At 73.3% G+C, this 21,766-nt stretch carries 24 protein-coding genes; 11 read left to right on the top strand and 13 right to left on the bottom strand.

Features of this window, described 5'->3' with window-relative positions; translation table 11 throughout:
- Positions 1-165: 165 nt before the first annotated feature.
- The gene (locus ACZ6TB_RS11465) at positions 166-633 is read left to right on the top strand and encodes an SRPBCC family protein (protein ID WP_465553222.1); all 468 of its coding nucleotides are present in this window, start codon (positions 166-168) and stop codon (positions 631-633) included.
- On the top strand, positions 611-1,459 hold the full coding sequence (locus ACZ6TB_RS11460) for a Rieske (2Fe-2S) protein (RefSeq protein WP_465553220.1): 849 nt from the start codon (positions 611-613) through the stop codon (positions 1,457-1,459). The genes ACZ6TB_RS11465 and ACZ6TB_RS11460 overlap by 23 nt, the downstream gene beginning before the upstream one ends.
- A gap of 22 nt (positions 1,460-1,481) precedes the next feature.
- Here ACZ6TB_RS11460 and ACZ6TB_RS11455 read toward each other — a convergent pair whose 3' ends face one another.
- The 5 genes from ACZ6TB_RS11455 to ACZ6TB_RS11435 all read right to left on the bottom strand — a co-directional run bounded on the left by ACZ6TB_RS11455 (position 1,482) and on the right by ACZ6TB_RS11435 (position 5,527).
- Positions 1,482-2,033, bottom strand: a complete 552-nt coding sequence (locus ACZ6TB_RS11455) for a DUF6328 family protein (RefSeq protein ID WP_465553218.1) — start codon at positions 2,031-2,033, stop codon at positions 1,482-1,484.
- 20 nt (positions 2,034-2,053) lie between these two features.
- Positions 2,054-3,268, bottom strand: coding sequence for a PP2C family protein-serine/threonine phosphatase (locus ACZ6TB_RS11450; protein WP_465553216.1), 1,215 nt, complete (start codon positions 3,266-3,268; stop codon positions 2,054-2,056).
- 13 nt (positions 3,269-3,281) lie between these two features.
- Positions 3,282-4,274: a DNA topoisomerase IB gene (locus ACZ6TB_RS11445; RefSeq protein WP_465553214.1), complete on the bottom strand. Its 993-nt coding sequence runs from the start codon at positions 4,272-4,274 to the stop codon at positions 3,282-3,284.
- Between the two features lie 47 nt (positions 4,275-4,321).
- Positions 4,322-5,257, bottom strand: a complete 936-nt coding sequence (locus ACZ6TB_RS11440) for a TIGR03557 family F420-dependent LLM class oxidoreductase (protein ID WP_465553212.1) — start codon at positions 5,255-5,257, stop codon at positions 4,322-4,324.
- A gap of 66 nt (positions 5,258-5,323) precedes the next feature.
- Positions 5,324-5,527 (bottom strand): hypothetical protein, encoded by a 204-nt coding sequence (locus tag ACZ6TB_RS11435; protein ID WP_465553210.1) that lies wholly within the window; start codon positions 5,525-5,527, stop codon positions 5,324-5,326.
- 38 nt (positions 5,528-5,565) lie between these two features.
- Between ACZ6TB_RS11435 and ACZ6TB_RS11430 the strand changes: the two genes are divergently transcribed.
- A complete protein-coding gene (locus tag ACZ6TB_RS11430; RefSeq protein WP_465553208.1) occupies positions 5,566-6,417 on the top strand; it encodes a DUF6597 domain-containing transcriptional factor in 852 nt (283 codons plus the stop codon).
- 9 nt (positions 6,418-6,426) lie between these two features.
- Positions 6,427-7,785, top strand: coding sequence for an FAD-binding oxidoreductase (locus ACZ6TB_RS11425; protein ID WP_465553206.1), 1,359 nt, complete (start codon positions 6,427-6,429; stop codon positions 7,783-7,785).
- Here ACZ6TB_RS11425 and ACZ6TB_RS11420 read toward each other — a convergent pair.
- The 4 genes from ACZ6TB_RS11420 to ACZ6TB_RS11405 form a co-directional block, all read right to left on the bottom strand.
- The gene (locus tag ACZ6TB_RS11420; RefSeq protein WP_465553204.1) at positions 7,782-8,558 is read right to left on the bottom strand and encodes an ABC transporter permease; all 777 of its coding nucleotides are present in this window, start codon (positions 8,556-8,558) and stop codon (positions 7,782-7,784) included. The genes ACZ6TB_RS11425 and ACZ6TB_RS11420 overlap by 4 nt on opposite strands.
- Complete coding sequence (locus tag ACZ6TB_RS11415) at positions 8,555-9,559, bottom strand: ATP-binding cassette domain-containing protein (RefSeq protein ID WP_465553202.1); 1,005 nt, start codon at positions 9,557-9,559, stop codon at positions 8,555-8,557. The genes ACZ6TB_RS11420 and ACZ6TB_RS11415 overlap by 4 nt, the downstream gene beginning before the upstream one ends.
- Positions 9,560-9,697: 138 nt before the next feature.
- The gene (locus ACZ6TB_RS11410) at positions 9,698-10,588 is read right to left on the bottom strand and encodes a permease prefix domain 1-containing protein (protein WP_465553200.1); all 891 of its coding nucleotides are present in this window, start codon (positions 10,586-10,588) and stop codon (positions 9,698-9,700) included.
- Positions 10,585-11,025: a PadR family transcriptional regulator gene (locus tag ACZ6TB_RS11405; protein ID WP_465553198.1), complete on the bottom strand. Its 441-nt coding sequence runs from the start codon at positions 11,023-11,025 to the stop codon at positions 10,585-10,587. Before ACZ6TB_RS11405 ends, ACZ6TB_RS11410 begins: the two co-directional genes overlap by 4 nt.
- Before the next feature lie 112 nt (positions 11,026-11,137).
- On the opposite strand from ACZ6TB_RS11405, the gene ACZ6TB_RS11400 reads away from it, so the two are divergent.
- The 3 genes from ACZ6TB_RS11400 to ACZ6TB_RS11390 all read left to right on the top strand — a co-directional run bounded on the left by ACZ6TB_RS11400 (position 11,138) and on the right by ACZ6TB_RS11390 (position 12,970).
- A complete protein-coding gene (locus ACZ6TB_RS11400) occupies positions 11,138-11,479 on the top strand; it encodes a PadR family transcriptional regulator (protein WP_465553196.1) in 342 nt (113 codons plus the stop codon).
- 215 nt (positions 11,480-11,694) lie between these two features.
- Positions 11,695-12,240: a hypothetical protein gene (locus ACZ6TB_RS11395; protein ID WP_465553194.1), complete on the top strand. Its 546-nt coding sequence runs from the start codon at positions 11,695-11,697 to the stop codon at positions 12,238-12,240.
- Between the two features lie 532 nt (positions 12,241-12,772).
- Positions 12,773-12,970 carry a hypothetical protein gene (locus ACZ6TB_RS11390; RefSeq protein ID WP_465553192.1) on the top strand — a complete coding sequence of 66 codons (198 nt, stop codon included), beginning with the start codon at positions 12,773-12,775 and terminating at the stop codon, positions 12,968-12,970.
- A 6-nt stretch (positions 12,971-12,976) separates the two neighbouring features.
- Here the strand turns inward: ACZ6TB_RS11390 and ACZ6TB_RS11385 are convergent, their stop codons facing one another.
- Positions 12,977-15,034 (bottom strand): GMC oxidoreductase, encoded by a 2,058-nt coding sequence (locus ACZ6TB_RS11385; RefSeq protein WP_465553190.1) that lies wholly within the window; start codon positions 15,032-15,034, stop codon positions 12,977-12,979.
- Positions 15,035-15,106: 72 nt separating this feature from the next.
- On the opposite strand from ACZ6TB_RS11385, the gene ACZ6TB_RS11380 reads away from it, so the two are divergent.
- The 3 genes from ACZ6TB_RS11380 to ACZ6TB_RS11370 are packed head-to-tail and all read left to right on the top strand — an operon-like array spanning position 15,107 to position 17,632.
- Complete coding sequence (locus tag ACZ6TB_RS11380; RefSeq protein ID WP_465553188.1) at positions 15,107-15,499, top strand: nuclear transport factor 2 family protein; 393 nt, start codon at positions 15,107-15,109, stop codon at positions 15,497-15,499.
- Positions 15,500-15,504: 5 nt separating this feature from the next.
- Positions 15,505-16,764 carry an alpha/beta fold hydrolase gene (locus tag ACZ6TB_RS11375; RefSeq protein WP_465553186.1) on the top strand — a complete coding sequence of 420 codons (1,260 nt, stop codon included), beginning with the start codon at positions 15,505-15,507 and terminating at the stop codon, positions 16,762-16,764.
- 4 nt (positions 16,765-16,768) lie between these two features.
- Positions 16,769-17,632: a DNA-3-methyladenine glycosylase family protein gene (locus ACZ6TB_RS11370; RefSeq protein ID WP_465553184.1), complete on the top strand. Its 864-nt coding sequence runs from the start codon at positions 16,769-16,771 to the stop codon at positions 17,630-17,632.
- On the opposite strand, the gene ACZ6TB_RS11365 is transcribed toward ACZ6TB_RS11370, so the two are convergent.
- Together ACZ6TB_RS11365 and ACZ6TB_RS11360 are read right to left on the bottom strand one after the other, a co-directional pair.
- A complete protein-coding gene (locus ACZ6TB_RS11365) occupies positions 17,579-18,682 on the bottom strand; it encodes an MFS transporter (protein WP_465553182.1) in 1,104 nt (367 codons plus the stop codon). The two genes, ACZ6TB_RS11370 and ACZ6TB_RS11365, sit on opposite strands and share 54 nt — an antisense overlap.
- A 126-nt stretch (positions 18,683-18,808) precedes the next feature.
- The gene (locus ACZ6TB_RS11360; protein ID WP_465553180.1) at positions 18,809-19,729 is read right to left on the bottom strand and encodes a cation diffusion facilitator family transporter; all 921 of its coding nucleotides are present in this window, start codon (positions 19,727-19,729) and stop codon (positions 18,809-18,811) included.
- Between the two features lie 183 nt (positions 19,730-19,912).
- Here ACZ6TB_RS11360 and ACZ6TB_RS11355 point away from each other — a divergent pair, with 183 nt between their 5' ends.
- Positions 19,913-21,031, top strand: a complete 1,119-nt coding sequence (locus ACZ6TB_RS11355) for a sigma-70 family RNA polymerase sigma factor (protein ID WP_465553178.1) — start codon at positions 19,913-19,915, stop codon at positions 21,029-21,031.
- A 3-nt stretch (positions 21,032-21,034) separates the two neighbouring features.
- Here the strand turns inward: ACZ6TB_RS11355 and ACZ6TB_RS11350 are convergent, their stop codons facing one another.
- On the bottom strand, positions 21,035-21,763 hold the full coding sequence (locus tag ACZ6TB_RS11350) for an ATP-binding protein (protein ID WP_465553176.1): 729 nt from the start codon (positions 21,761-21,763) through the stop codon (positions 21,035-21,037).
- Positions 21,764-21,766 lie beyond the last annotated feature (3 nt).

Raw genomic sequence — 21,766 nt, 5'->3', positions numbered from 1 at the left:
CGGTTCCTCCTTCTTCGTCAGGAGAGACCGGGCAGCCGCGCCCGATGTGACGCCCAGGTCGCCGGGCTGCATGCCGGCCAGCTCGGTGCCGGGCCGGCCGGGTCGTACCCGGCGTTGCGCCGCCCGTGCGTGTTACCAGCGCCGATGCCGGGGTACCCCAGACCCATGGCGACCGTCACCCGCACGATCCGGACCTCCCCCGACCGCGTCTTCGCCGTTCTGGCGGACGGCTGGGCCTACAGCGACTGGGTGGTCGGCACCGCCCACATCCGCAACGTGGACCGCTCGTGGCCGGCCGTCGGGTCGCGGCTGCACCACAAGGCCGGGCCGTGGCCGCTCTCGCTGAAGGACTCGTCGACGGTGACCGAGATGGTCCCCGGCCGGCTCCTGAAGCTCAAGGCCGGGCTCTGGCCGCTGGGCGAGGCGACGGTCCTGCTCGTGCTCGAGGCGGCCGGCCCGGAGGCGACGAAGGTGACGATCCACGAGGACTTCCACGCCGGGCCGCTGCACTGGATGAAGAACAAGGTCAACGACTTGCTGCTGCACGGCCGCAACGTCGAGACGCTGCGCCGGTTGTCCGAGCTCGCGGAACGAAAGGACTTCTCCCGAAATGAGACTGCTAACCAGGCTTGAGGAAGCCCGCGCACTGGACCCGGTCAGCGACAAGATCCAGGGCGCGGTCAACGCCGTGGTCAGGCCCCGGGCGCTGCGCGACCTGCTGCACGGCACGTGGCTGGGTCATCCGCTGCACCCGGTGATGGTGCAGGTGCCGGTCGGCGCGTTCATCAGCGCCGCCGTCCTCGACCTGATCCCCGGGCGGCGCAAGTCGGCCACGGCGCTGATCGCGCTGGGCACGGCGGCCGCCGGCCCGGCGGCGTGGGCCGGCTGGATGGACTGGTCGGAGATGACCAAGGACCGGCGGCGGGTCGGCCTGGTGCACGCGGCCGCGAACCTCACCGCGGTCGGCCTCTACGCGACCTCGCTGGTGGCGCGGCTGCGCGGGCACTCGGCGCGGGGCAAGGCCCTGTCGTACGCCGGCCTGTCGGTGGCGGGCCTGGGCGCCTACCTCGGCGGCCATCTCGCGTACGCCCAGAGCGCCGGCACCAATCAGGCAGCTCCCGAGATCGCCCGCTTGCCCGAGGACTGGACGACGGCCGGCTCGCTGGCCTCGCTGCCGGACCGCAAGACCGCCGTCCGCACGGTGGGCGACGTGCCGGTGCTGTTCTACCGCGACGGCGACCGGGTGAGCGCCCTCATCGAGCGCTGCGCCCACGAGACCGGCCCCCTGGGCGACGGCGAGATCGTCGGCTCGGGCCGGGACGCGTGCGTGGTCTGCCCGTGGCACGGCAGCACGTTCCGCCTCGCCGACGGGGCCGTGGTGCACGGGCCGGCCGCCAGCAATCAGCCGGTGTTGCCGTGCCGCGTGCGCGGCGGGCAGGTGGAGGTTCGTCAGCCCTGACGAATCGCGGAATCGCCGGCGGTTAGAACGGGTCGTGGCGCGGGCCCGGCTCGTTCTCGCCGCCGCCGCTCGCCTGCTCGTCCTCCTCCTCGTCGTCCTCGTCGATCCAGTTGTGGCGGTACCACGGGATGCCGGCCCAGAAGAGCAGGAAGAACACCGCGGTGACGCCGCCCAGCAGCAGGGCCATCGGGCGGCTCAGCAGGAAGTCGACGATGAGGAAGACGCTGGTCACCATGGAGATCAGCAGGAAGGCCAGGCCGCCGGTGGCCATGCGGTGGGCGTAGCGGACCAGCTCCGGCTTGCGGCCCTGGCGGAACAGCGCGCGGTGGAACGCGACCGGCGAGATGATCATTGCGGTGGAGGCGGCCGCCGCCAGCAGGGCTACGACGTAGACGTCCTTCTGGAACGGCGTGGTCCTCGGGAAGCCGTTGCTGAACGGGAGCGTCAGCAGGAACGCGAACAGGATCTGGATGCCGGTCTGGGCGACCCGCAGCTCCTGGAGCAGATCGGCGAAGTTGCGGTCCCAGCGGTGCTTCTCGTCCTCGTGTCCGATGCGGCGTTTCTCGGGCGTCATGACGCCCGTGGATGCCCGGTTCAGTGATCGGCGAAACGCCGCACGACCAGCAGCGCCACGTCGTCGGTGGGCTCGTCGAGGCCGGAGGTGGCGATGATCCGGCCGCACAGCTGCTCGGCCGGCTCGGCGCGCACCACGCGGGTGAGCCGCTCGAACCCGACGTCGATCACCTCGCCGCGCCGCTCGACCAGGCCGTCGGTGTAGAGCACCAGCGTGGCGCCCGGCGGCAGGGGCAGGACCGTGGTGCGGCGGCGATGCGGCAGCGTGCCGACGCCCAGCGGCGGGTCGGCGGGCAGCGCGGTCACGACGGTCGGCTCGCCGGGGACGGCCAGCACCGGGGGCGGGTGGCCGGCCGAGGAGACGAACGCGGTCGAACGGTCGGGCGGGATCATCGCGTACAGCGCGGTGGTGAGGCTGCCCGCCTCGAAATGCCGGACCTTGCGGTCCAGGAGGGTGAGGGCCTCGGCGGGATCGTCGGTGATCAGCGTGTACGCGCGGAGCGCGCTCCGGATCCGGCCCATCACCACCGCGGACGCCAGGCCGTGCCCGGAGACGTCGCCGATCACCACCCCGAGCCAGCCGGACGGCAGGGTGAACACGTCGTACCAGTCGCCGCCGATGCCGAACTCGTGGCCGGGGACGTAGCGGGCGGCCAGCTCGACGCCGGGGGTCTCGGGCAGCGTGCTGGGCAGCAGGCTGCGCTGGAGGGCGAGCGCGGCGGCCTGCTCGAGCTTCTGGCTGCGGATGCGCCCGGCGGCGCCGGCCCGGTCGGCGGCCAGCTGGAGAAGCTGGACCTCGTCGGCGGTGAACTCGCGCCGCTGCAGGGTGCCGATGTGCAGCACGCCGACGACCTCGCCGGCCACGATGATCGGCACGCCGAGCAGCGAGCGGATGCCGAGCTCGATGAGGATCGGGTTGACGACGCTCTCGGGGGTGACGTCGTTGACCGCCAGAGGGTGACGGGTCTCGGCGACCCGGCCGGCGAATCCCCGCCCGATCGCGATGCGGACGCCGCGGCGTACCTCCTCCTCCAGTCCCTTCGCGGCGGTGGCCACCAGCTGGCGGGAATGGGGGTCGATCAGCAGGATCGCGGCGGTGTCCGCGCCGAGCAGCTCACGCACCCGGTCGAGGAGCTCATCGAGCAGGTCGGAGGCGTCCAGCCGGGACAGGGTGGCGTCGGTGACCGCCTCGAGACGACGCAGCCGCTCGTCGTTGCGCATGCTGTCGACACCCATGTGCACAACCTACTCATGAATCCCCGCGGATCAGGTCACGGACCGCCCGCTCAGTATCGTTCGTGACCATCCGGCCGTCCTCGAACCGTTCGATCACCCGGGGATCCACGTACGCTGACCGGGCCACCGCCGGCGTGTTGCCGAGCAGGTCGGCGACCTCCTTCATGGCGTGCGCGACGGCCTTCTTGCGCTTGGCCTTCGTGGGCTGGGGCCCGGCCTCGGCCAGCTCCTTGGCGGCCTTGACGGTGCCGTGCCACGTACGGAAATCCTTGGCCGTCATCTGTTCGCCGCTGATCTCCTTCAGATAGTCGTTGACCGCGTCGGCGTCGATCTCCCGCCACCGCCGGGCGTGCGTGTCCCAGTAGGCGAACAGCCGGTCCTGACCCCGCCGGCGCCGCTTGAGGTCCTTGAGCACCGCGCACACCTCGCCGTCGCCGACCGTGCCGGAGTGCTCGACGCCGGACTTGCCGGGGAAGTTCAGCAGCACGCAGCCGCCCTTGGTGCTCAGGTGGCCGGGCCGCAAGGTGGACAACCCGAACGAGGGATCCTCGTCGCGCGCCGCGTACTCGTCGCTGCCGATCCGGAACATGCCCATGTCGAGCAGCCCGGCGATGGCGGCGAGCACCCGCTTGCGGGTGAGCCCGCGGCCGGTCAGGTCGTCCTGGAGCCGCTCGCGGATCTTCGGCAGCCGGGCGGAGAGCTCGAGCACCCGGTCGAACTTCTTGGCGTCCCGCGCGGTGCGCCACTCCGGGTGGTAGAGGTACTGCTTGCGGCCGGCCGCGTCCACGCCGGTGGCCTGGATGTGCCCCCGCGGGTCCGGCGAGATCCACACGTTCTCCCAGGCCGGCGGGATGACGAGGCCCTTGATCCGCTCGACCGTCGCGGCGTCGCCCAGGCGCGCGCCCGCGGCGTCGAGGTACGTGAAGCCCTTCCCGGAGCGGCGGCGCGACAGGCCGGGCTTGGACAACTCGCTCCGCCGTAACCGCGCCACACGTGCCTCCACCATCGTCCCGGGGCCTAGCGGGATGCCCGGCCCCGGGAGCAGCAAACCCCTCAGAGGAACTCGCGGCGATAGAGGTCGATGAGCTCGCGGTAGTTCGGGCCGATGTTGGCCACGTACACCTCGTCGAAGCCCGCCTCCTCGTACTTCTTGAGCTGCTCGGCGTGCCCGGCCGGGTCGTTCCCGCACGGCATCGACTCGCGGATCATGTCCGGGGTGACCAACTGCGACGCCTGCTCGAAGTGCTTGGGCGAGGGCAGCACCTGGGACAGCTCGCCGGGCACGCCCGCGTTGGCCCACAGCCGGTGCGCGATCTCGGCGCCCTCGTCCTCGGTCGGCGCCCAGCAGCCCTTGAAGCCGCCCTGGGCCGGTCCCCGGCCGCCGTGGTCGCGGTACGCCGTGAGCGCGTCCCCGTCGGGCATGGTCGAGATGTAGCCGTCGCCGATGCGGGCCGCGACCTCGAGCGCCTTCGGGCCGAACGCGGAGACGTAAACCTTCGGCGGCTCGGCCGGCAGCGTGTAGACCCGGGCCTGGTCGACCGTGTAGTGCCGGCCGTGGTGGGTGACATACTCGCCCCGCCACAGCTGCCGCAGCACGTCGACGGCCTCCTCGAGCATCTCGAGCCGTTCGTCGGCGAACGGCCAGCGATCGCCGAGGATGTGCTCGTTGAGGGCCTCGCCGGTGCCGACGCCGAGCACGAACCGGCCGTCGTGCAGGGCCGCGCTGGTGGCCGCGGCCTGGGCCACGACGGCCGGGTGGATCCGCATGATCGGGCAGGTCACGGCCGTGGTGATCGGGATCGTGACGACCTGGGCGAGGGCGCCGATGATCGACCACACGAACGGGCTCTGCCCCTGGGCGTCGTTCCACGGGTGGTAGTGGTCGGAGATCCAGAGGCCGCGGAAGCCGGCGTCCTGCGCCAGCTTGGCCTGCTCGATGAGCTGAGCCGGGGTGTACTCCTCGCAGGAGAGGAAATATCCGATGCGCATGGCACGCCGGATACCCCATTCAGGGTCGTCGAAGCAGAAGCGGAGGGGCTGGGCGGCGGCCCTCGATCAGTACGCCTCCGGATAGCCCATTTTCCGCAGGGCCTCGTAGAGCACCACGAACAGGTCGTGCTGGTCCATGTCGTCGAGGTCGGTGTCCTCGACCGCGTGCCGGATGCAGCACGCTCGCCCCTCACTGACCGTCCAGGCCCGCCGGATCTCGCCGGCCAGCATGCAGGGCAGGCAGAGAAGCCCGAGTCCGGCGTCGCTCATGGGGTACAGCCTGCCACGCGGGCTGCGACAATCCGGGGATGGATCGATCCAGGGTCGCCGATCCGGGGCAAACCTATCGGGAGCGGCCGCCGGCGCCCGAGCTGGCGGCGTTCGTCGCGGCGGCGTGGGTGCGGCGCGTGCGGCCGGATGCGGCGCCCTACGCCCACCGCAGCGTCCCCGGCGGCGAGGTCGAGCTGGTGTGGCGGGCCGGCTCGGCGCCGCGGATCGCCGGGCCGCTGACCGGGCCGCGGGTCGAGATGCTGGAACCGGGCAGCGCCCTCGCCGGCCTTCGCTTCCGGCCCGGCGCGGCGGCCGCCCTGCTCGGGGTGCCGGTGTCGGAGCTGGCCGATCTGACCGTGGACGCGGCCGCGATCTGGGGGAACGCGGCCGGCGACCGCATGGCGGAGGCGGGTCCGGATCGGGCGGTGGCCGTCATGCACGAGGTGGTGCGCTCGCGCGCGACCGGCGTCGATCCCTTGGTCGCGGAGGCGGTGCGGCGCCTGATGCCGGGGCGAACCACCGACCTCCGGTCGATCTGGACCTCGATGGGCGTGTCCGAGAGCAGCTTCCGCCGCCGGTGCCGGTCCGCGATCGGGGTTTCCCCCAAGTCGCTGCACCGGATGCTGCGGTTCCAGGGGTTTCTCGCGCGGGCCCAGCACGCCCTCGCTCGCGGCCGCCGCCCGGCGGAGGACGGGCTGGCCCGGGCGGCGGCCGACGCCGGCTACGCCGATCAGGCCCACCTGACCCGGGAATGCGTACGGCTGACCGGGGAGACGCCGCGAGCGTTCCTGCGCGAGGTGGAGCGGTCGTGCGGGCACGGGCACGACCACGAGGCGTCGTTCGCGCCGCTGACCGTTTCGTTCAAGAGCGGGGCCGCTGGCCGGCCCTAGCGTCGGGGCATGGTCGTCGTTCTTCTCCCGGGCACGCCCGGCTATGAAATAGCACGCCGGCCGGCCGTCCCGCTGCTGCCCGACGTGCGGCCGGCGGCGGTGGTGCGCTGCGCGTCCGCCGCGGACGTCGCCGAGGCCATCGCCCTGGCGCGCCGGCAGGGGGCCGCCTGCGCGGTCCGCAGCGGCGGGCACTGCTTCGGCGGGCGCTCGTCCGGCCCGGGGATCGTCATCGACGTGTCGCCGATGCGGTCGGTGTCGCTCGACGGCGATGTCGTCACGGTGGGATCCGGGGCCCGGCTCGGCGAGATCTACGAAACACTCGGGAAGCACGCGCTGACGATCCCGGCCGGGGGCCACTCGACGGTGGGCATCGCCGGCCTCACCCTCGGCGGCGGACTCGGGATCGTCGGCCGCAGCCGGGGCCTGACCTGCGACAACCTGCTCTCGGCGACCGTGGTGCTGGCCGACGGCCGGGTGGTCGACTGCGACGAGGACCACGACGCCGACCTGTTCTGGGCGCTGCGCGGCGCCGGGGGCGGTCAGTTCGGCGTGGTCACCTCGCTGACGTTCCGCGCCGGCCCGGCGCCGCCGGTCACCGGCTTCCGGCTCGCCTGGCGGCCGGCCGACGCCGTGCGGGTGATCGGGGCCTGGCAGGACTGGGCGCCGGCCGGGCCCGACGCGCTGGCGGCCAGCCTGCTGCTCACCGCCGGCCCGGACGTCGAGCGGCCGCCGGTTCTCACGCTGATCGGGGCGATGCTCGACGCCGAGCCGCCGGCGGCCCGGCTGCTCGGCGAGCTCGCGGCGATGGCCGGCGCCGAGCCGCTCTCCACCGTCATCCGCCGCCGGCCGGTCGAGGACCCGCAGCGGTACCTGGCAGGCGCCGGCGACGACGCCGGGCCGGCCGGGCACACGGTCATCATCTCCGGGTTCTTCGGCCGTCGCCTGCCCGAGGAGGCGATCACGGCCGTGGTGGACCAGACCATCGGCAATCGGGTCCCGGGCCAGGCCCGGGAGCTCGACTTCACCCCGTGGGGCGGCGCGTACAACCGGGTCCCGGTCCACGCCACCGCCTTCGCCCACCGCGACGCGCTGTTCCTGCTCAAGCACTCGGCAACGGTGGGCATCGACGCGCCGGCGGCCGAGCGGGCCGCCGCCCGGCAGTGGGCGGCCCGCTCGCGCGCGTCGGTGCGGGAGTGGGGCTCCGGCGGGGTGTATCCGAACTTCCCGGACCCGGGCCTGGCGGACTGGTCCCGCGCGTATCACGGGACCAACTACGCCCGCCTGCAATCCGTCAAAGCGCGGTACGACCCGGACCGGTTCTTCCGGTTCCACCAGGCGATCGTGCCGGCCGGCCCCGCCCGTTCCTAAAGGGACCGCTGGTGGGCGCGGTAGGCGCGGGCCGCCAGCCAGGCCATCAGCGCGGCCAGCGCGGCCAGCAGCCCCATCCGGCCGAAGACCAGGCCCCAGTCCGGGGTCGCGGTCAGCGCCTCGCGGCTCGCCACCGCCGCCCAGTCCACCGGGTTGTACTTCGCGGCCGTCGCCACCCAGCCGGGCATCAGCTCGGGGGCGATCATGATGGACGACAGGAACGCCAGCGGCAGCACCAGGAACTGGGAGACGGCGATGAGCGCCTCCTGCTGGTGGACGACCAGCGCGATCGCGTTGGACAGCCCCGCGAAGATCAGCGCGATCAGCACCGCGCAGGCGAGCACGACCAGCAGCCCGACGCCGCCACCGGGGTAGCGGGCGCCGGCCAGCAGTCCGGTGGCGAACATGATCAGCGACTGGACGATCGTGACCAGCCCCTGGTGGGTCAGGCCGGCGGAGACCAGCGCCCAGCGGCGGATCGGCGAGGTGAGCGTACGGTCCATGACGCCCCGGTCCATGTCCTGCACGATGGCGGTGCCGCTCCAGCCGGCCGACATCATCGCGGTCATCACGACCACGCCGGGCGTCAGGTAGTCGAGGTAGTTGCCGCCGCCGAAGCCGGGCAGCTCGGCGATGCGCCGGAAGAGCTGGCCGAACAGCAGCAGCCAGACCATCGGCTGGACCAGCGTGAACAGCAGGTAGGCGGGCTGGCGGGACAGGGTGCGCAGGGAACGGCCGGTCAGCAGCCGCGCGTGGGTCAGGGCGAGGGTCACAGCAGTACCGCCTCTCGGTCGTTGCCCACGCGGTCGGCCTCGCCGAAGCTGCGGCCGGCGTGGTGCAGGTAGACGTCGTCGAGCGAGGGCCGGGCGACGCCGACCGCGGCCAGCTCGATCCCGGCGGCGTCGAGCGCGGCCAGCACGCCGGGCAGCACCGCCGCGCCGTTGGTGACGCGGGCGTGCAGGGCGCCACCCTCGGCCCCGACCGCGCCCACGCCGGAGATCGAGCCGAGCACGGCGCGGGCCCGCCCGGCGTCGGCCGGCCGGGCCAGGACGGCCCGGATCGTGTCGCCGCCGAGGGCGCTCTTGAGCTCGTCGGGGGTGCCGGCCGCGACCACCCGGCCGGAGTCGACGATGGCCAGCCGCGCGGCCAGGTGGTCGGCCTCTTCCAGGTAGTGCGTGGTGAGCAGCACGGTCAGGCCGTCCTGCCGGGCCAGCCGGGCGATCTCGGCCCACAGCTCGAGGCGCGCCTCGGGGTCGAGGCCGGTGGTCGGCTCGTCCAGGAACAGCACGCGCGGCCGGTGCATGAGGCCCATGGCGACGTCGAGCTTGCGCTGCATGCCGCCCGACCAGGTGCCGGCGAGCCGGCGGCCGGACTCGGTCAGGTCGAACCGCTCGAGCAGCTCGGCGGCGCGAGCTCGGGCGTCCCGGGCCGGGGCGCCGTGGATGCGGCCCTGGAGGACCAGGTTCTCGACGCCGGTCGCCATCGGGTCGAAGCCGGGCTTCTGCGACACGTACCCGATGAGGCGCCGGACGCGATCGGGGTGCTCGACCACGTCGAGGCCGTTGACCCGGGCGCGGCCGTGGTCGGGGCGGGACAGGGTGGTGAGGATCCGGACCGTGGTCGACTTGCCGGCGCCGTTCGGGCCGAGCAGGCCGAAGACGATGCCGGGCTCGACCGCGAAACTCAGGCCGGTGAGGGCGTGGACGGCCTTGCCGCCCTTGCCGTACGTCTTGACCAGCTCCGCCGCCTCGATGGCGGGTGCGGGTGCGGGCATGGTGGGTCTCCTTCTTCGGGCTTTCGCGAAGGAGCCGCACGGGGCGCTACCGTGTTGTCTGCAGGCACGCACGGCAGAGTCAGGTGACGGCTCCGGGTGTGTCCGTGGCCGCGGTGCGCCAACACCGCGGCCACGCCTCTACTTCTGTTCTCCGGGCTCGGCCGGCACGAACAGCATGCGGGCGACCATGATCATCATGAGCACGATGCCGCCGACGATCGCGAGCCAGGACCACAGCCAGCCGACCGTGAGGGTCAGCAGGACGAAGACGGCGATCGCGATCACCCAGTCGACCAGGACGTAGATGCCGAACCGGGCCGCCGCCGACGGGTCCTCGGTGAACCGGTTGCCGACCTCGGCGTGCGACTCGGCCATCCGCATCGCCCACTGCTTGCGGCGGTTGGTCTGGGTCGCGCCGAGGTAGCTCAGGGTGCCCACGCCGGCCACCAGCAGCACCGCGCCGGGAACGATCCAGGCGAGGTCGTCGGCGCGCAGGTAGAGCCAGCCGCACGCGAGACCGGCCAGCGTCAGGAACGTGCCGGCCCCGTACCAGGCGGCCCGCCCGGCCGGCAGCGGGTGGTTGCTCGTGGTCTCCTGGCGCAGGGCGTCGGCGGTGATCGCGCCGCCGGCCAGAGCCACGACCAGGGCGGCGACCGCCTCTCCCGCCAGCGCGACGCCGCCCGCGGTGGCGGCGAGGGCCAGGACCGCGAGCCCGGTGACGCCGACCGCCGAGAGCAGCACGGTGCGCAGCACGAAGGCCGGGCGGGGGCGGACCCGGAGCACGGCGTTGGCCGCGAACCCGGTCGTCTCGGTGCCGTCGATGATCGCGTTGATGTCGCCGAGCTCCTCGATCGCCGTGCGGGCGGCGGCCGGGCCGGACAGGCCGCCGGCGGTCAGCTCCGCCGTGCGGGCGACGAGATTCGCGCGTACCTCCTCCTTGAGATCTTGTCGTTCCGGGGTCATCTCGATGCCCGCGAACGCCTCGTCGAGCAGGCGATGGACGTCCGCCGTGTCACTGGGGTTGGTCACGATGATCGCCTTGCCTTGTCGGGGGTCCGGTCGGGGGTCTGGTCGGGGGCCTTCTCGCGGGCTTTGTCGCCGGTCGCTTCGCCGATGTCGAGAAGCGTGTCGATCAGGTCGCGGGTGAGCTGCCACGCCGCGACGCTGCGCCGGTGGACGGCCCGGCCCGCGTCGGTGATCCGGTAGTACTTGCGGCGGCCGCCCTGACTCTCGTCGCCCCAGTAGGCCTCGATGAGGCCGTCCTTCACGAGCCGGCGGTACGTCGCGTAGAGCGTCGCCTCTTTGATCTCATGTCGCCCTCCGGTGGCGTCCCGGATCCGTTTGAAGATCTCGAATCCGTAGCGGTCCTCGTCGCGCAGCACCGCCAGCACGATCGTGTCGGTGTGGCCGCGCAGCAGATCGGCCGCGAGGACGTCCACGCCGTCGTCGCGTGTTTCCTCAATCACGACAGCTACTGTATCAGATACAGTACCTGTCCCGGTATACCTGCGATGCATGCGATCCCTGGGTGCCGGGCCGCTACTTGACATTCTCAAGTACTTGCCTTTGTATAGATGCATGACGGACACACACGATCCGCAGCTGTTGAAGGGGGTGCTTTCCTTGTTGCTGCTGCATTTGCTGGCCGAGCGCGAGTCGTACGGCTACGAGGTGGTGCAGAGGCTCCAGGGCGCCGGGTTCGCCGACGTGCTCGAGGGCAGCGTCTATCCCGCCCTGACCCGCCTGCAGCGCGAGGGCCGGGTGGAGACCCGCCTCGTGCCCTCGCCGAGCGGCCCCGCCCGCAAGTACTACCGCCTGACCCCCGCCGGCCATGAGGCCCTCGCAAGCGGCACCGCCACCTGGTCCCGCTACATCGCGGCGGTGGACGCCGTCCTTTCCCGGCCGTTGCCGCCCTCCTGACCGCGCCGCCCTCCTGACCGCGCCGCCCTCCTGACCGCGCCGCCCTCCTGACCGCGCCGCCCTCCTGACCGCGCCGCCCTCCTGACCGCGCCGCTGCCTGATCGCGCCGCCGCCTGATCGCGCCGCTTCCGCCCTCCTGACCGCGCCGCTGACCCGTCGTTCCGCCCTGCGAGTCCCTCCCGCCCTGCGGGTCCCTTCCGTGAAAGGACATCTCCATGCCGCGCACTCTCGACCGGTTGCGTATCGAGCGTCTCGTGTGGATGCTCGACCAGCAGATTTACGACCTGCCCCGGGCGCAGCGCATCGCCATCCGCCGCGAGGTGCGCGCCAACCTGCTCGAGGCGACCCAGGACGTCGGCGCCACCGAGGCGCTGCGCCGGGTCGGCGGCAGTCGCCGGCTGGCCGAGCAGTACCTGGTGGCCGAGTTCGGCGACGGCCCGCGCCACTCCTGGATCGGCGCCGCCTTCGCGGCGGCCTACACGCCGCTGCTGCTCAACTTCTTCCTGGGCGAGGCCGGTCAGGCCTTCCAGCACGGCGTCACCGCGGTCGACCCGCACGCCACCGGCACCTACACGTGGTCCGGCGTGATGTGGCTGCAGAGCGCCGCCACCTACACCTTCAGCAACGGCACCGCGACCACCCACGGCGGCGCCTGGACTCCCCTCACCTACGTCGTCTGGCTCATCATCACCGTCGCCGCCGGACGCCTGTGGCGCTTGCGCTTCCGCCGCCGGCCGGCCGTGGCCCTCACCCAGCCGTAGCGGGCGGTGAGCGCCGCGAGCGGCCGGCACGAGGCCGAGGGCGGCCGCCAAGCGCCGACCGTGACCCCGGCCGCGAAGAACGCGAACACCGGCACGCTGCCGGGCGCGGCGTAGGACCGTCGTGAGGCCGCAGGGTGAGTGCGCGGCCGCAGGGGTCAGTGCGCGGCCGCAGGTGAATGCGCGGCCGTAGGGGTCAGTGCTCGGCCGCAGGGGTCGGTGCGCGGCCGCAGGGGTCGGTGCGCGGCCGCAGGGGTCGGTGCGCGGCCGCAGGGTGAATGCGAGGCCGCAGGGGTCGGTGCGCGGCCGCAGGGTGAATACGCGGCCGCAGTGTCAGCACGAGGCCGCAGGGTGAGTGCGAGGCCGAGGTGAGCGCAGGCCACGCGGCGGGCGCGGGGACACGAGCGCACGGGGGCGCGGTCGACCGCGTAGCCCCCGCGCGAGCCGCGGCCGAACGAGCCACGGTGCCGCGCGGGCGCCACGGTGGGCGGGGGAAATGCGCGCTTTTCGCCCGGTTCTCGCCTACGGTTGAGCGATGGACTACCAGGTCAGCGTGGACGTGGAGAAGATCGCCCGGTGGCAGGTCCGGCTGGCGGGGCTCGCCGACGCGCACCGGCATCAGCCGATCGAGGCGCATCTGCGTGAGCTCGCGGCCGAGATGCGGGAAGCCGTGCCCGAGGAGTGGTGGGTCAGTCAGCCACCGCCCCTCGACAATCGCATTCGCAACGGCTGAGGCGGCTCATGCGACGCCCGCCAGGTGGTGGGCGTTGCGGAAAGCCAGCGCCAGGACGGTCAGCACCGGGTTGAAGCCGCCGTTGGTGACGTGGACCGACGCGTCCATGACCCATAGGTTGGGGTGGCCGTGGACCCGGCCCCACGGGTCGGTCACCGAGGTGGCCGGGTCGTCGCCCATGCGGCAGGTGCCGGCCTGATGCTGGCCGGCCGAGACGGTCATGCGGTACGGGCCGTTCCACACCCGCTCGGCGCCCGCCTCGGTCAGCCACTCGGTGGCGCGGGCGATGAGCAGGTCGGCGCTGCCCCGATTTTCCGGGTGCAGCGCACCGCTGATGCGGGCGACCGGGACGCCGTGCCGGTCGCGCGTCGGCTCGGCCAGGGTCACCCGCGCCTCCGCGTTCGGGATCTCCTGGATCGGGCCGAACAGGTGACTCGTCCGCCGGTAGAGCGACGCCATCGCGCGCTTGCCGGGCAGGCCGGAGCGGGGCGCGCCCGGCGGGAGGGCCCAGCTCCAGTGCAGGATCGGCAGCTTGACGACCTCGTTGGCGAGCACGCCGCCGAGCAGGCCGGGCGCCGAGTGCTGGTGGTCGCAGGTGGCGATCCGGACGTTCGGCCCGGGGCCGTCGATCACCGGCTCTCCGAAGATGCCGTACGCGCCGACGTAGACGTGGCCCTGCAGGTGCCGCCCGACCTGGTCGGTGCGATTCCCGAGGCCGTACGGGTGAGTTTCCGACCGGCTGGCGAGCAGTAGCCGGGCGGTCTCGATCGCCGAGCACGCCACCACCACGTGACCGGCCCGGACCGTGCGCCGCTCCCCCGAAGTCTCGTCGACGAAGTCGACGCCGGTCACCGCCCCGGCCCGGCCGGTGGTGACGGCGGTGGCGCGCGCCGAGCCGATCAGCGTGAGGTTGCCGGTCGACTGCGCGGCCGGCAGCACCGTGTTGAACGGGCCGTTCTTGGCGTCGGTGGGACAGGCGAAGCCGACGCACTCCCCGCACTGGCCGCAGCGGCCGCGCCCGCCGCGGGGCTCCGAGTTGATCAGCATCGGGACCGGGCCGGTCGACCACCCGAGCCGCCCGGCCGCGCGGCGCAACACCTGCGCCTCGGTGTTGTCGGGGAGCGGGGGCATCGGGTACGCCCGCCCGCGCGCCCCCTGGTTCCGATGGCTCGACCCGTCGCCGCAGACCCCGAGCGCCCACTCGGCCTCGGTGTAGAACGGCTCGAGGTCGTCGTACCCGATCGGCCAGTCGGCGAGCGAGCTCCCGGCCGGCACGCCGTACTGGCTCGCCAGCCGGAAGTCGGCGGGCAGCAGCCGCCAGGCCATCCCCTGGTAGACCCGCGTGCCGCCGCCGATCGTCTGGGGCAGCGCCGACCACCCTGGCTCCCACGGGTGCTCGATGAGCGTGTCGCCGAGGAACCGGGGGCCGGCATCGTCGTACGGCGGCGTGTTGTGCCCGTAGGTGCTCAGCCGGAAATTGCGCAGATGGTCGTTGCCGATCTGCTCGTAGCTCAGATAGTCGCCGCGATCGGCCGCCAGCACGCGCAGCCCGGCCTGGGCCAGCACCGCCGCGGCCACCCCTCCCCCGGCGCCGGCCCCGACCACGATGGCGTCGTAGGTCTCGGCCGTGTCGGCGAGCCGGCCCACCCGCAGCGGTGCGGCCGCGGCCGAGGTCACGCCGGAGTCGCGCCGCAGGGCCGGGCTGTAGCCGACCATCGCCCAGCTCGCCGCGCCCCGGGTGCCGTAGTAGTGCTCGCAGGTCAGCCGCAGCAGCGTGGCGTGGAACTCGGCCGGCGGGACCGGCCACGCGGCGGTCACGCGACCCTCGGCGATCGCCACCAGCAGGTCGTCCTGCTCGGCGGTGGTCAGCGCGCCGAAACCGGCGGCGGCGAGGGCGGCGAAGCCGGGTGCGAGCAGGTCACGCCAGACGTGCGGGATCTCGGAGACCTGGGCGGCGAGCTGGGCGGCGACGCCGGCCTGGGCGGCGGACGGGTGGTCGTCGGCGGGGATGAGACGGTCGATGACGGCCGTGACCAGGGACCAGTCGATGAAGGGGGCGGTCATGAGGGGATGGTAGGGAGAACGGCCCGGGAAGGCATCGGAGCACGGTATGACAACCCGGGGTCTAATCGAGAGATGGACGAGGAGATCAGGGCGGCGATCGAGGAGCACTGGCGGGCGTCGGAGGCCGGGGAGACCGAGGCCGAGCACGCCATCTACGCCGAGGACGCGATCCTCGACTATCCCCAGTCGGGCGAGCGGTTCCGCGGCCGGGCGACGATCGCGGCGCAGCGCGGCGGGCACCCGGCCGACCGGCACTTCACGGTCCGGCGGATCAGCGGCGGCGGGCGGCTCTGGGTGAGCGAGTGCGTCATCACGTACGACGGGGCGCCGAGCTACTCGGTGAGCGTCATGGAGTTCGAGGGTGGGCTCGTGGCGCACGAGACGCAGTACTTCGGCGACCCGTTCGGCTCGCCGGCCTGGCGGGCGGCGATCGCCGAGCCGATGCCCGGCCGGACCTTAGGCTGAGGCTCATGATCGCTCACCCGGGGCTGCGCTTCACCGACCACACCGTCACCGTGCCGCTCGACCACGCGCGGCCGGGGAACGGGACCATCGAGGTCTTCGCGCGCGAGGTGGTGGCGGCCGGCCGGGCCGGCGAGGATCTGCCGTGGCTGCTCTATCTGCAGGGCGGGCCGGGCGGGAAGTCGCCGCGGCCGGTGCGGGCCGAGAGCTGGATCGGCCGGGCCGTCGAGACGCATCGGGTGCTGCTGCTCGACCAGCGGGGCACCGGCCGGAGCACCGCCATCGTCGCCGGGACGGCTGGTGGGCGTACGGGCGCGGAATTGGCCTCGTATCTGACGTTGTTCCGGGCCGACAGCATCGTGGCCGACGCCGAGATCCTGCGGGAGCGCGTCGCGGGCGGCGCCCAGTGGGACACGCTCGGGCAGAGCTACGGCGGATTCATCACGATGGCCTACCTGTCGGCGGCGCCGCAGGGATTGCGCACCTGCTACGTCACCGGCGGGCTGCCCGGGCTGACCGCGACCGCCGACGAAATCTACGCGCGCACCTATCCGCGGGTGGCGGCCAAGAATGCCGAGTTCTACCAAGCGTTTCCGGGCGATCGGGCGGCGGTGCGGCGGATCGCGGACCACCTGGCGTCCGACGACGTGCGGCTGCCCGACGGGGACCGGCTCACCGTGGCGCGCCTTCGCACCCTGGGCAACGCTTTCGGCATGAGCTACGGGTACGCCGACGTGCACTGGCTGCTCGACGAGGCCTGGCATGGTTCGAGGCTGTCGGACACGTTCCGGTACGAGGTGATGACCCGCACCGGCTTCATCGACCAGCCCCTGTTCGCGCTGCAGGAGTACTGCTACGGCCAGGCCAACGGGCCGACCGGATGGGCCGCGTCCCGGGCTCTGGACCAGCATCCGGCGTTCGCGGCCGGCGCCGACCCGCTGCTGTTCACCGGCGAGATGATGTACCCCTGGATGTTCGAGGAGATCGCCGCGTTGTGCCCGTTCGCCGAGGCGGCCGAGATTCTGGCCGCGACCGGGGACTGGCCGGTGCTGTACGACCGGGAACGGCTGGCGGCCAACGAGGTGCCGGTGGTGGCCGCGGTCTACGCCGACGACATGTACGTGGACGCGGGGTTGTCGCTGGCGACGGCGGCGGCCGTGGGCAACGTCCGCACGTGGGTGACGAACGAGCACGAGCACGACGGCCTGCGCACCTCGGGCGAGGCGGTGCTCGGCCACCTGATCGACATGGCGAACGGCCTACGCTGAGATCATGCAGATCACCGCCGTACGTGAGGTGGCCGGACCGTGGTCGCTGGCGGCGTGCCGGGCCTTCTGGGAAGACTTCACGCCGGCCGCCCTGACGCATCGGCCCGGGGACCTCCGGACGGTCTTTCGCGTCGACCGGGACTGGTCGCGGGCCGAGGTGGCGGTGCGGCAGGACGGGGCCACCGCGCATCTCACGGTGGGCGGCGACGGCGACCTCGAGGCGGCCGCCGTGCAGACGGCCCGGTTCCTGTCGCTCGACGTCGACGGCACCGGGTGGCCGGCGGTCGGCGAGCGCGACCCGGTCATCGGGGCGATCCAGCGGCTGCTGCCCGGTCTGCGCCCGTGCGGGTTCCACTCACCGTACGAGGCGGCGGTGTGGGCGGTCCTCTCCCAGCGCATCCGGATCGCCCAGGCCGCGAACCTCCGGGCCGCTTTGATCGAGGCTCACGGGGACGGCGGCGCCTTTCCCGCGCCGGGCCGGCTGCGCACGCTGGAGCTCGACCTGCCCGGCCGCAAGGCCGAATATCTGCGCGCGGTGGCCGAGGCCGCCCTCGACGGGATCCTCGACGGCGGGCGGCTCCGGGAGCTCGACGCCGAGGCGGCGGTCGCGCAGGTGCGTGAGGTGAAGGGGCTGGGGCCGTTCGCCGCCGAGCTCGTGGTGGTCCGCGGCGCCGGCCACCCGGACGCGGTGCCGCAGCACGAGGCGCGGCTGCGGGCGGTGGTGGCCGAGCGGTACGGCGCGGGCACGACGCTCGAGGAGGTCGCGCCGCGGTGGCGGCCCTTCCGCACGTGGGCGGCGTTCCATCTGCGGGCATCAGCGGGAGACGGCCGCGTAGACGCCGCACATGGCCAGGCTCAAAAGGAGTAGCGGCGGGGCGAGGACCGCGGCGCCCATGGCGCCGATCGCGAGCCCGATCCCGGCCGGCAGCGCCGCCGACCCGACCGCCGACGCCGCGACCTGCAGGCCGATCGTCTCGGCGTTGCCGCCTCGCTCGGCGGTGGTCAGCGTGAACAGCGGGAAGACCGGAGCGGCGGCCAGGCCGACCACGATGAGGCCGGCCGCCGCCACCATGCCGGGGCCGGTCATCAGCGCGGCGCCCCCGCACACGCCGGCGACCGCGACGGCCAGGACGCGGCGCGCGCCGAGACGCTCGGCGACGGCGCCGAGCACCACCCGGCCCACGAACATCATGGCCCAGTACGCCGAGACGACCAGCCCGGCCACCGCCGGCGCCAGACCGCGCCCGCCGGTCAGGAACACGTAGCCCCAGATGCCCGCCGCGCCCTCGATGCCGGCCTCGACGGCGGTGAAGGCGAGTGAGCCGGCGACCACCTTCGAGCGCCGGGGCCGGGCCGGTGGCGCCGATGCCGGGGCGGCGACGCTGAGCCACGCCCGGATCGTCAGGGCGAATCCGGCGGCGACGACGAGCTGGGCGATCCCCATGACGCCGTAGACCCAGCGCCAGCTGAGCGCGTGGCCGAGCATCAGGGTGGCGACCGCCGGGCCGAGGGTGGCGCCGAGCCCGTACGCGGCGTGCATCCAGTTGATGCGCCGGGCGCCGAAATGCCGGGCGGCGTACGCGTTGAGCGCCGCGTCGACCGCTCCCCAGCCGGCGCCGAACAGCAGCATGCCGGCGGCGAAGACCACGATGGACGGTGCCAGGGACTCGGCCGCGAGCGCGATCCCGGTCAGCGCGATGCCCGCGGCGAGCACCGTGCCCGCCGGGAGCCGGGCGAGCAGCCGCCCGGTCGCGGCGCTGGCCGCCACCGAGACGCCGACGGCGAACACGATGAGGAGGCCGAGGACGGCGACGGGCTGGTGGAGGTCGGTGCGAATGGACGGCCACAGCAGGCCGAGGGTGGATCCGGGCAGGGCCGAGCTGAGATAGGCCAGGCAGGCGAGCAGAAGCGCGGGCACGGTGAGGCACACCTTCGCGGGTGGAGGGCGACGTGCCGCACGTTTCGGGGCAGCACGCGATGACGACGGGTCAGCGCGTGCGGTAGTGACCGGGCATTTCTCAGCTCCCTGCAATCTCCGGAGATGTTACCCAGAGCGGCCGTCCCGATCCGATCGGGTCGGCGTGACCGTCACGTGGGCGATCGCCGGGTCGGACAGCAGGTCGTCGCGCATCCGGTCGACCTTCGCGACCAGGTCGCCGCCCTCGCGGGGCGCCACCTCGACGTTGACCAGCAGCCGGGACGGCCCGACGTAGACCGCGCTCACCGTGGTCGCGCCCACCCAGTCGGCGCCGGCGACCCGGCGGCGGATCGGCTCGACCACGTCCTCGGGCGCGGCCTCCTCCAGCAGCAGTCCCTTGGCCCGGCGGGCGAGCAGGAACGCCACCACGATGAGCAGCAGGCCGATCAGGATGCTGCCGATCGCGTCCCAGGCCGCCCAGCCGGTCACGGCGTGCAGGACCAGCGACACGAGCGCGATGGCCAGGCCGATCAGCGCCGCGGTGTCCTCCAGGAAGACGGTGGTGGCACTGGGGTCGGAGGCGCGGCTGAGGTGCTCGACCACCGAGCGCTGCTTCTCCCGGGCGTCGCGGCGCAGCTGCTGGTGGGCGGTGTGCCAGGACCAGCTCTCGAAGCCGGCCGCCACCACCAGCACGCCGATGCCGACCCACAGCGACTCGACCGGCTCGGGCAGCAGCAGGCTGCGCACGCCCTCCCCGATCGACAGGGTGCCGCCGACCAGGAAGATGCCGAGCGCCGCCAGGAACGCCCAGAAGTAGCGCTCCTGCCCGTAGCCGAACGGCCGTTGCGGGTCGGGCCCGCCCGCCGATTTGCGCAGCCCGACGAAGAGCAACACCTCGTTGCCGGTGTCGGCGACCGAGTGCAGGGCCTCGGCCCACATCGACGCCGACCCGGTCAGCAGCGCCGCCACGATCTTCGCCACCGCGATGGCCAGGTTCGCGGCCACCGCCACCAGCACCGTCTTGAAGCTTCCGCCCTCGTCGCTCACGCCTGCCCGGTACCCATCGATCCGCGCGGATAACCGGCGGGCGACGACGCCGCCGAAACGGTCACCCACCCGGCGGACCACAACCGGACAAGACGCTCATCGTGGGGATGTTTGCGAATCCGGTACCCGGGAAACGTTGCGTGGTTGACACTCGGCAAGGAGTCGCGACGAGGGAGTCTGCGCATGCCGATCGCCGGTGAGCTCGAACCGCTGGAGGATCTGGACGCCGCCGCGGCCGCATACACCCGTGCCTGCGACGGCGCCGACGACCCGACCCGCCGGCGCCTGCGCTCCGATTTCGTCGGCGTGGCGCTGCCGTTCGCGCGGCGGCTGGCCCGGCGCTACCGCGGGCGCGGCGAGCCCGCGGAGGACCTGGAGCAGGTGGCGCGGCTGGGGCTGGTGAAATCGGTCAACCGGTACGACCCGGAGCGCGGCTCGTTCACCGCGTACGCGATCGTCACCATCACCGGCGAGATCAAGCGCCACTTCCGCAACCACGGCTGGGGTGTGCACGTGCCGCGGCGGCTTCAGGACCTCAGCCTCGAGGTCGGCCAGGCCCGGTCGGCGCTCACCGCCGAGCTGTCCCGCCGGCCCAGCGACGAGGAGGTCGCCGCCCGGGTCGGCATCGGCGTGGCCGACGTGCGCGAGGCGGAGATCTCGGGCGCCGCGTACACGCCGGGGTCGCTGAACGCCGAGGCCGACGGCTATCACGGCGCCGAGGCGGGTGACCTGCTCGGCGCCGAGGATCCCGGGCTCGGGCTGGTCGACGACCGGACCAGCGTGGAGCGGCTGATCTGCCGGCTGCCGGAGCGCGAGCGCCGGATCCTGGCGCTGCGCTTCTACGGCAACCGCAGCCAGGCCGACATCGCCCGCGAGCTCGGCGTCTCCCAGATGCACGTGTCGCGGCTGCTGGCCCGGGCGCTGGCCTGGCTGCGGCAGGCGATGCTCAGTGACGTCCCGCCGGTGTGGAACGGCGCCGACGAGACCGACCACCGGCTCGCGCTGTCCGCCACCTGTCGGGGCGACTCGATCGCGGCCCGGGTGACCGGCGAGATCGACCGGGACAACGCCGGCTACCTGCGGGACGAGCTGATGGCGGCGGTACGCGACGGCGCCCGGATGTGCAGCCTGCGGCTCGACCTGTCCGGTGTGCCGCTGCTGGACGCGGCCGGCATCGGGGTGCTGGTGGCGGTGCACGAGGCGGCCCGGGTGCGGGGCATCGCGATGCGGGTGACGGGGCTTCAGGCGTACGCGTCCCGGATCGTCATCGCCTCGGGTCTGCAGGACCTGATCGAGGCCTGACGCTCACCCGGCCAGCGTGGCCCAGACGACCTTGCCGTCCTTCGAGGGCAGCCATCCCCAGCGCGTGGCGACGCTGTTCACCAGCATGAGGCCGCGGCCCTTGTCGCCGGCGCCGACCCGGTCGGCCAGCACCGGAGCCTGGGGCGAGCCGTCCCGTACGGCAAGGTGGATGGATCGCGTCCTGCCGGTGAACTGGACCGTCATCATCGTGCCCGCGTGCTCGACGGCGTTGGTGACCAGCTCGCTGGTCACCAGGCTGGCCGGGCCGATCAGCTCGGGCAGGCCCCAGGTGGCGCAGGCCTCGGTGGCCAGGTTGCGGGCGTACCGGATGGCGCCCGGCGCGGGGAACAGGTTGTCCTTGATCGAGGGCACGACGGCCCGGCCGTCGCCGATCGCTCGCCGGCCCTCCCCGAGGTCGCGGTAGACCGGGAGCTTGCCGTACCGGCCGCGCCCGAGCAGCTCGGCGATGTCCGGCCGAGGGGCGCAGACCAGGAGCGGGGTGCCCGGCCACTGCGCGGCCTGCTGGACGACGACGGTGAGGACCGACAGGGCGGCCTCGTCGCACAGCTCGACCGCCGACATCTCGACCAGCAGCGCGTACGGCTGCTCGGCCAGGCATTTCAGGAGAACGTCACGCAGTGCGGAGGCGCCGCGCAGGTCGAGACGGCCGCGCACGGCGACCACGGTGTGCCCGTCGTGATCGTGCACCGTCCAGCCGAGCGACCCGACCATCGA

It is taken from the genome of Actinoplanes sp. NPDC051537, from assembly GCF_055586105.1.
Note: the sequence above shows the minus strand (reverse complement) of the source record. Positions and strands in the feature narration are given on the sequence as shown.

What these genes read in the sequence shown, in the direction of transcription:
- ACZ6TB_RS11465 (WP_465553222.1), top strand. Translation starts at nt 166, where the DNA reads ATGGCGACCGTCACCCGCACGATCCGGACCTCCCCCGACCGCGTCTTC.
- ACZ6TB_RS11460 (WP_465553220.1), top strand. Translation starts at nt 611, where the DNA reads ATGAGACTGCTAACCAGGCTTGAGGAAGCCCGCGCACTGGACCCGGTC.
- ACZ6TB_RS11455 (WP_465553218.1), bottom strand. Translation starts at nt 2,033, where the DNA reads ATGACGCCCGAGAAACGCCGCATCGGACACGAGGACGAGAAGCACCGC.
- ACZ6TB_RS11450 (WP_465553216.1), bottom strand. Translation starts at nt 3,268, where the DNA reads ATGGGTGTCGACAGCATGCGCAACGACGAGCGGCTGCGTCGTCTCGAG.
- ACZ6TB_RS11445 (WP_465553214.1), bottom strand. Translation starts at nt 4,274, where the DNA reads ATGGTGGAGGCACGTGTGGCGCGGTTACGGCGGAGCGAGTTGTCCAAG.
- ACZ6TB_RS11440 (WP_465553212.1), bottom strand. Translation starts at nt 5,257, where the DNA reads ATGCGCATCGGATATTTCCTCTCCTGCGAGGAGTACACCCCGGCTCAG.
- ACZ6TB_RS11435 (WP_465553210.1), bottom strand. Translation starts at nt 5,527, where the DNA reads ATGAGCGACGCCGGACTCGGGCTTCTCTGCCTGCCCTGCATGCTGGCC.
- ACZ6TB_RS11430 (WP_465553208.1), top strand. Translation starts at nt 5,566, where the DNA reads ATGGATCGATCCAGGGTCGCCGATCCGGGGCAAACCTATCGGGAGCGG.
- ACZ6TB_RS11425 (WP_465553206.1), top strand. Translation starts at nt 6,427, where the DNA reads ATGGTCGTCGTTCTTCTCCCGGGCACGCCCGGCTATGAAATAGCACGC.
- ACZ6TB_RS11415 (WP_465553202.1), bottom strand. Translation starts at nt 9,559, where the DNA reads ATGCCCGCACCCGCACCCGCCATCGAGGCGGCGGAGCTGGTCAAGACG.
- ACZ6TB_RS11400 (WP_465553196.1), top strand. Translation starts at nt 11,138, where the DNA reads ATGACGGACACACACGATCCGCAGCTGTTGAAGGGGGTGCTTTCCTTG.
- ACZ6TB_RS11395 (WP_465553194.1), top strand. Translation starts at nt 11,695, where the DNA reads ATGCCGCGCACTCTCGACCGGTTGCGTATCGAGCGTCTCGTGTGGATG.
- ACZ6TB_RS11390 (WP_465553192.1), top strand. Translation starts at nt 12,773, where the DNA reads ATGGACTACCAGGTCAGCGTGGACGTGGAGAAGATCGCCCGGTGGCAG.
- ACZ6TB_RS11385 (WP_465553190.1), bottom strand. Translation starts at nt 15,034, where the DNA reads ATGACCGCCCCCTTCATCGACTGGTCCCTGGTCACGGCCGTCATCGAC.
- ACZ6TB_RS11380 (WP_465553188.1), top strand. Translation starts at nt 15,107, where the DNA reads ATGGACGAGGAGATCAGGGCGGCGATCGAGGAGCACTGGCGGGCGTCG.
- ACZ6TB_RS11375 (WP_465553186.1), top strand. Translation starts at nt 15,505, where the DNA reads ATGATCGCTCACCCGGGGCTGCGCTTCACCGACCACACCGTCACCGTG.
- ACZ6TB_RS11370 (WP_465553184.1), top strand. Translation starts at nt 16,769, where the DNA reads ATGCAGATCACCGCCGTACGTGAGGTGGCCGGACCGTGGTCGCTGGCG.
- ACZ6TB_RS11355 (WP_465553178.1), top strand. Translation starts at nt 19,913, where the DNA reads ATGCCGATCGCCGGTGAGCTCGAACCGCTGGAGGATCTGGACGCCGCC.
- ACZ6TB_RS11350 (WP_465553176.1), bottom strand. Translation starts at nt 21,763, where the DNA reads ATGGTCGGGTCGCTCGGCTGGACGGTGCACGATCACGACGGGCACACC.